The 8,193-nt window shown below is 44.0% G+C and carries 4 protein-coding genes and 2 tRNA genes; 2 read left to right on the top strand and 4 right to left on the bottom strand.

The genetic code is table 11. The annotated features are described in order from the left end of the window. Positions 1-1,504, top strand: a 1,504-nt coding sequence (locus NFR61_RS10895) for a hypothetical protein (protein WP_251624040.1), incomplete at its 5' end; no start/stop codon positions are given. Between the two features lie 263 nt (positions 1,505-1,767). Here the strand turns inward: NFR61_RS10895 and NFR61_RS10890 are convergent. The 3 genes from NFR61_RS10890 to NFR61_RS10880 form a co-directional block, all read right to left on the bottom strand. Further along, a tRNA-Thr gene (locus NFR61_RS10890) sits at positions 1,768-1,840 on the bottom strand. 100 nt (positions 1,841-1,940) lie between these two features. Next, positions 1,941-3,353, bottom strand: coding sequence for an aspartate ammonia-lyase (gene aspA, locus NFR61_RS10885; protein ID WP_251624038.1), 1,413 nt, complete (start codon positions 3,351-3,353; stop codon positions 1,941-1,943). Positions 3,354-3,464: 111 nt separating this feature from the next. Continuing rightward, a complete protein-coding gene (locus NFR61_RS10880) occupies positions 3,465-3,974 on the bottom strand; it encodes a DUF4494 domain-containing protein (RefSeq protein WP_251624036.1) in 510 nt (169 codons plus the stop codon). A gap of 130 nt (positions 3,975-4,104) precedes the next feature. On the opposite strand from NFR61_RS10880, the gene NFR61_RS10875 reads away from it, so the two are divergent. Further along, a tRNA-Pro gene (locus tag NFR61_RS10875) sits at positions 4,105-4,178 on the top strand. A gap of 179 nt (positions 4,179-4,357) precedes the next feature. Here NFR61_RS10875 and nifJ read toward each other — a convergent pair. After that, complete coding sequence (gene nifJ / locus NFR61_RS10870; protein WP_251624034.1) at positions 4,358-7,894, bottom strand: pyruvate:ferredoxin (flavodoxin) oxidoreductase; 3,537 nt, start codon at positions 7,892-7,894, stop codon at positions 4,358-4,360. Between the last annotated feature and the right edge of the window lie 299 nt (positions 7,895-8,193).

The following is an 8,193-nucleotide window of genomic DNA, read 5'->3' as shown; positions in this document are numbered from 1 at the left end:
TGATAGCTTGGGTTGTAAGGTCCGTTCAGATGAAGTTCAGGTATGTGTAGACGGTCTTCCTTCAGGTTATGTTCATTTTGATTCAATTGCTTGTCATGGCGGAATGGCCTCGTACTTTGACTTCACTTACCGTCCAGTAGGTCGAGTAGACTCAATAGTCATCCGTCAGGCTCGTTACAAACATGAGAACACATTATCTTCAGGTGTATCGAATCCGACTTATACGACGTTGACTTTCGGCCGTTCGTATCTTTCCAGTAATAGCAGTATCCATCTTCCCTTGACTTGGGGTAGTGTAGGCGGTTTGGATTCCTGCCTGACGTTTGAGGTATTGGAAATGTGGGATAAGTATGGTTGTCGAATGGAACAAACCCCGTTGACATACGATAGTCTGTATCGTGCTAAAGTAAACTTGCACTGGGAAGTTGAGATAGACGTGGAAGTTCGTCGTCCAGGTCGTTCCGACTGGGAAAGCGGTATCCATAATGTAAGTCTGGATTCTAAGGATAGTCTGGAAGTGAAGGTCAGTCTTACCCAAGGAACTCCCGTATGGAGCTTGCAGCCGATAATTGTAGGTAATGATACCTTGAGATTTTCACCGATAAGTAAGCATGATACAGTCTTTTGGTTGAAGACGCCCGGTTTGTATAAGTTCGTACCTTATGATATGATTTGCGGAGTCGGTCTTTCTTCCGGTTATGACTTGACGTTGTCTCGTTTGGATACGGGTTACATCCGTGGTCGGGTCTTCTTGGAAGGTGTGTTTGATGCTTCTAACGGAATTATGGTGCATGGGGATTGTAACACGGGTCGTTTGCTTGACAGTCTGAAATTGCCAACCTCGCTGCCTCTTCTTCCTTCAAATCTATATGTAATAGACTGGATAGAAGTAGAGTTGCGTGTAGGTCAGCCCAAAGATTCCGTAGCCTTGATGACAGATAGTACGTTCTTCCTTTCCCGCGATACGTGTTTGTTGCTTTCAGACGGTCATTTGGCCGATCGTCGAAGTGGCGATACGATAGTTGGAATCCGCAATGCTTATGCAGCGACGACGTCTCAAAACAACCGTTATGTGGCCATCCGTCACCGTAATCATTTGGGAGTGATGACAGGTAAGGTTTATAGCTTTGTAGGTAAATCAAATAAAGTGAATGCTAACTTCATCGACTTCACGGATACGTTGAATATCTACCGTCGCAGTGCGACGACGCACAGGATGGATTATCACATGACGCGCATGAGCAGTGGTGGTCGAACGATTTGGTGCTTGAGTGCAGGAGAGTTGAATACGAACTATCTAGTGTCTTTGATGGACCCGAACCGAGTGACGTTAGTAGATATTTATCCAAACGGAGGCCAGCAAGGTTATCGTTATGACTTGCTTCATGATATCAATCTGGATGGTTGTGTTGATTGGCCTGGTTGGAATGGAACGGCAGCGACGGACTGGTTATTTGTAGAGCGTAACCGTCAGAAGTTTACGGAGATTCGTTGGGATAGATGATGAAATAGAAATAGATAAAAATATCCGAGGGAGCGACTTTTTTCTTTCCTAATGACACACACATAACACACACGAGTCGCTTTCCTCGGTTATTTTATTTCTATATCTTCTTCATTCTTCGTTTTCCTTTTTCTGATAGATTTTTCGTATAATTCAACCCAAAGGGTGTGGGGGATCAAGTTATTCACTATTTTTACAAAAAAAGAGCCTCTAAACATATAGTCTAAAGGCTCATTATTGTGTAATTGACTGATTTCCAATTGAGCCACTTGCGAGACTTGAACTCGCGACCTACGCATTACGAATGCGTCGCTCTACCAGCTGAGCTAAAGTGGCAATCGCATTGCAAAAGTAATAGTTATTCCAAAAGAAAAAAATAAAATAAAGAAAAAATCCCCCAAAAAGTTTTTATATGAACCATTGGGGGAAGTCTTTGTTACTTTTTCTTATAGAATTTATGGGGCTTAATCATTAATTCCGGAACTAGCAACTGGTCTAATTCTTCTTTTGTTAAAAGTTTCTCTTCCAGCACTAAATCATAGACACTCCGATTTTCTTTCAAAGCGCGTTTTGCGATGCGGGATGAATTTTCGTATCCTAAAGTCGGATTCAAAGCAGTTACGATGCCGATACTATTCAACACCATGTCTTTACAGTGTTGTGCATTGGTGGTAATACCGTCTACGCAAAGTATTCTCAACCGTTCCATACCTTTCTGTAACATCTTTATTGAACTGAATATGGCGTGAACGATAACCGGCTCCATTACATTTAATTGTAACTGTCCGGCTTCGGCAGCAAAGGTAACTGTCAAATCGTTTCCGATAATTCGATAACAAATCTGATTTACTACTTCCGGAATAACCGGATTTACCTTTCCCGGCATAATAGAAGAGCCCGGTTGCATTGGTGGCAAGTTGATTTCATTCAATCCGCAACGTGGTCCGCTTGATAATAAACGCAAGTCGTTGCAAATCTTAGATAATTTGACAGCCATCCGTTTCAAAGCAGACGAGTACATGACTGTGGAACCGGTATCAGGAGTCGCCTCTATCAGATTGGAAGCCAAAACAAATTCCCGTCCGCTGATGATGCGCAAGTTCTTGATACACTTCTCTGAATATTCGGGTTCTGAATTGATACCCGTACCGATAGCCGTAGCTCCCATGTTTACCTCAAGGAATAAACGAGCCATTTGGTTAAGACGGTCAATTTCTTCCTCCAAATTGGCGGCAAATGCTTCAAATTCTTGTCCCAGTGTCATCGGTACAGCATCCTGCAACTGGGTACGTCCCATTTTGATGACTTCTTTGAACTCTTCCCCTTTGGTCCGGAAAGCCCGGATTAATAATTTCAATTCCTCTACCAACTCATCGTTCATAAAGATAAATGCCAACTTAAATGAAGTCGGATAAGCATCATTGGTAGATTGAGATAAGTTCACATGATTGTTCGGGTGGCAATATTGATATTCACCCTTTTGGTGTCCCAACAACTCCAAAGCCCGGTTGGCAACCACTTCATTAATATTCATATTGGTAGACGTTCCGGCGCCTCCTTGAATCAAATCCACCGGAAATTGGTCAGCCATTTTTCCTTCAATCAATTCCTCGCAAGCCTTTTGTATGGCGTGTGCCATTTCATCAGGCAACAAGCCCAATTGTTGGTTTGCTTTGGATGCAGCCCATTTCACCATAGCAAGGGCTTTTACATAATGCGGATAATCTCCGATGCGGATACCGCTGATATTGGCAAAATTCTCGATTCCTCTTAAAGTCTGTATCCCATAATAAGCCTCTGCCGGTACTTCTTTTTCTCCCAACAGGTCATGTTCTACACGTGTCTTCATGATATAAAATTTTATCAAATAAAAAATAACATGTTTCTTTCTTAAGAATTTCAAAATTAGCAAAGAAAAACGGATTATACCAAGATTTATAAAGAAATATTCCGTTTAAAATCAGGCATCTTCCCGGTTTTCTTCCTCCCATTCGGAGAGGGGTTTCAAATTAGAGGGCACTTCTTCATTTTCATCTGAAAAATAGGGGAATACATCCATAAATTGTGTATCCGTGATGCTGACAACCTCGTAAGGGACCACAAACGTAGACAGACTTTTTTCCAGATTTTCCAAAGCCTTATTGAAATTGGCGGCGGCAACCAAATAATATTGATGACTTGACTTTTCCTTACCGCTCACCTCGTCTGCGTCGATAATTGCGATTTTAGCTTTATACCAGCGGTCGTCATTTTCATCGTTCGATTCCACCAGCTCCGTGATGTTGGACTTCTTCAGTCCGTTAATATAATACTCCCCTTTAATCACGGACTCCATTTCTTTCATGATTCTGCTTTCTGCTTCCGTGTAGGACATGGCATCCAAGAGATAAGACTCGGTCACCTTTCTTTCCCGGCCGTCCTCATTTACTTTGATATACTTTACCTTTGCTTCAAACCAATTTGCTGTCATAATATTACTTTTTTAGAAGAATCAAAAATACGAATTTTATCGGATGGAAATAGAAAAAGAAATAGAAACATTGTGTTTTTGATAACAATTATTACCTTTGCAGCCGACTTACTAAGAGACATAAACAGTTCGGGGCGTAGCGCAGCCCGGTAGCGCATCTGCTTTGGGAGCAGAGGGTCGCAGGTTCGAATCCTGTCACCCCGACACTTAAAAACAAGGGAGTTACAATACAAAGTAGCTCCCTTGTTTTATACTATTTTCGTTTTGTCACCCCGTTTGATAACGTCATAATCTATATCTGTTTGCAAATTATTTGCAACAGTCTGTGTAAAAAAACAGCCGGTCAAAATTTGACCGGCTGCTGGCATTCTATAAAAAGGGGATTATTCGCCGTACTTCATTTCAGCATGACGTTTGTACCCTTCGTATCTCCATTTGGCATTGGCCTCTGTCATTTCAAACAACTTTTCGGCATCTTCAGGAGCTGCTTTCATCAATGAATTGAAACGAACTTCGCCCATCAGGAACTCGCGGAATTTCGTGTAATCCGGTTCTTTGGAATCCAATTGGAACGGATTTTTCCCTTCTGCTTCCAACAAAGGATTGAAGCGGTATAATTGCCAATAACCGCATTCAACGGCCTTCTTCTCTTCTGCCTGCGACTTGCCCATACTTGCCTTCAAACCGTGGTTGATACAGGGGGCATAAGCAATAATCAGAGAAGGACCGGGATAAGCCTCAGCTTCTTTCAGGGCTTTGATATACTGTGCCTGATTGGCGCCCATGGCAACCTGTGCAACATATACATAGCCGTATGACATAGCCATCATACCGAGGTCTTTCTTTCTTACCCGTTTACCGCTGGCAGCGAATTTAGCCACCGCACCGGCAGGAGTTGATTTGGAAGACTGACCTCCCGTATTGGAATATACTTCCGTATCCACAACCAGGATATTCACATCGTGACCGCTTGCCAATACATGGTCTACGCCGCCGTAACCGATGTCATATCCCCAGCCGTCTCCACCGAAAATCCATTGTGACTTTTTCGTAAAATAGGCTTTCAGGTTCAGCAACTCTTTTGCCACCGGAGCCGTTTCTTTCTTCAAAGCGGTAGCCAGCGCATCGCTGAGTGACAAAGTATGTTCTTTATCTTCAAATCCTTCAATCCAAGCCTTCGCAGCTTCTTGTGTAGAAGCGGAGAAAGAAGAAGCGTTTTCTTCCAACAATCTCTTTACTCTTTCACGCAAACGGTTGGCACCTTGCGCCATACCAAAACCGAATTCGGCATTATCCTCAAACAAAGAGTTAGCCCAAGCCGGACCGCGGCCGCTCTTGTAATTGGTACAATAGGGCATAGAAGGAGCGGAAGCCCCGTAGATGGAAGAACAACCTGTAGCGTTAGCCACCATCATTCTTTCACCGAAAAGTTGGGTAATCAACTTGATATACGGAGTTTCACCGCAACCGGCGCAAGCTCCGGAGAATTCAAACAAAGGCTGTACAAACTGTGAATTCTTAACGTTGTTCGGTTCAACCACTTGTTTGTAACCCACTTTCTTATCCATATACTCCCAGCGTGCGATTTCTGCTTCTTGTGATTCCAAAGGTTTCATCACCAAAGCCTTCGTCTTGGCGGGACAAATATCCGCACAGTTTCCGCAACCGGTACAATCCAACGGCGATACCTGCATTTTGAACTGGTATCCTGTGAATTCTTTACCGATAGCCGGTTTGGCAACCGTTCCGGCAGGAGCGGCGGATACCTCTGCGTCTGTCAGCAGGAACGGACGGATAGCAGCGTGAGGACAAACATAAGCACATTGATTACACTGTATACAGTTCTCCACTTGCCATTCCGGCACATTGATGGCGATACCGCGTTTCTCGAATTTAGCCGTACCCATCGGGAAAGTACCGTCTTCGATGCCGTTAAATGCGCTCACGGGCAATTCGTCACCCTTTTGGGCATTCATTACATCTACAATATTACGGATAAACTCCGGACGGTCTCCGCCTTGATTCGGCATCTCATCCGGCAGGCTCTTCCATTCCGCAGGCACATTCACTTTCACCAAATTGCCTTCCTTACCGCCGGCATCAACAGCTGCATAATTCATATTCACGACAGCTTCGCCTTTCTTGCCGTAAGACTTCACGATAGCTGCTTTCATTTCTTTCACAGCCAGTTCGTAAGGGATAACATTCGTAATCTTGAAGAAAGCGCTCTGCATAATCGTATTGGTACGATTTCCCAAGCCTAACTCCTGTCCGATTTTCGTACCGTTGATAATATAGAAATTAATCTCATTTTCAGCTAAATATTTCTTCATGTGGTTTGGCAAATGCTTAGCCGTCTCCTCTGCATCCCAAAGTGAATTCAACAAGAAAGAGCCGCCTTTTTTCAAACCTTTCAACACATCGTACTGATGAATGTATGCCGGCACATGGCAAGCCACAAAGTCGGGCGTAGTCACCAGATAAGTAGAACGAATCGGTTCATCGCCGAAACGCAGGTGAGAAGCCGTAAAACCGCCCGATTTCTTTGAATCGTAAGCAAAATAAGCCTGGCAATATTTATCGGTAGCCCCACCGATAATCTTGATAGAGTTCTTGTTGGCACCCACCGTACCGTCAGACCCCAATCCGTAGAATTTAGCCTCATACGTACCGTCGGAAGTCACTTTTACTTCCGGTTCCATCGGCAAAGACTTGAACGTAACGTCATCCACAATACCTACGGTAAACTGGTTCTTCGGTTCATTCATAGCCATATTCTTGTAAATGGCGATAATTTGAGCCGGGGTCACATCCTTGGAGCCCATACCGTAACGGCCTCCGACAATCAACGGAGCATTAGCCTTGCCGTAGAAAATATCTTTTACATCCAAATACAACGGGTCACCATTCGCTCCCGGTTCTTTGGTACGATCCAATACCGTAATGCGTTTAACGGATGCCGGAACGGCTTCCATGAAATATTTTGCAGAGAAAGGACGGTACAAGTGAACGGCAATCAAGCCGACCTTTTCGCCTTTGCTCAATTTATAATCAATAACTTCGCGGATGGTATCGGTTACGGAACCCATTGCGATGATAATATTCTCGGCATCGGGAGCACCGTAATAGTCATACGGGCGGTACTTTCTGCCGGTCAGTTTGGAAATCTCATACATATAGGCGGCCACAATATCGGGCACACTTTCATAGAACTTATTGGAAGCCTCGCGTCCCTGGAAATAAATGTCGGGATTCTGTGCCGTACCGCGTGTCACCGGAGATTCGGACGTCAGAGCCCGGTTACGGAAAGCCTGCAAAGCCTCCATATCCACCAAGCCGCGCAAATCTTCCGTATCCAAAGCCTCGATTTTCTGTATTTCATGAGAAGTACGGAAACCGTCGAAGAAATTGACGAAAGGCACACGGGATTTGATAGCCGTCAGATGGGACACGGCCGACAAATCCATTACCTCCTGTACGGAGCCGGAAGCCAGCATCGCGAAACCTGTTTGACGGGCAGCGTAAATATCGGCATGGTCACCAAAAATATTCAACGCATGAGCAGCCAAAGCACGTGCACTTACGTGGAAAACGCAAGGCAGCAACTCGCCGGCAATCTTATACATATTCGGAATCATCAGCAATAATCCCTGTGAAGCAGTATATGTCGTCGTCAGAGCACCGGCCTGCATGGAACCGTGAACGGCTCCGGCAGCACCCGCTTCCGACTGCATTTCAATCACACGTACGGTCTCCCCGAACATATTCTTTCTTCCTTTAGCCGCCCATTCGTCAACATTTTCAGCCATTGGCGATGACGGGGTGATGGGATAGATACACGATACCTCACTGAACATATACGCAATATGCGCAGCGGCAGCATTACCATCACAAGTCATGAATTGTTTTTCTTTTGCCATTTTTTATCTTCAGATTTATTTAGTTAGTCAACCCTAAGAATTGTAAAATTATTCTACAAATATAATATATTCTACCCAAAAACTACAAGGTAAGCGGATAAAAATAAAGGCACTTATATACAACTTTACACCAAATCAATTTTAAAAAGAATCGCCATAAATTTTATGACGATTTTTCATTCATTTTTTCTTGCGAGGAACTTTGGATGAAACAGCCTTCCCCATCATTAACATGAATTCATTCGGTTCTTCTTCCGGCACCTCATCATGTCCCTTTAATCCAATTCCTATCAAAGTCA

This window comes from Odoribacter lunatus (genome assembly GCF_943193135.1).
Classification (GTDB): domain Bacteria; phylum Bacteroidota; class Bacteroidia; order Bacteroidales; family Marinifilaceae; genus Culturomica; species Culturomica lunata.
This window is presented reverse-complemented; position numbering and strand designations above follow the sequence as displayed.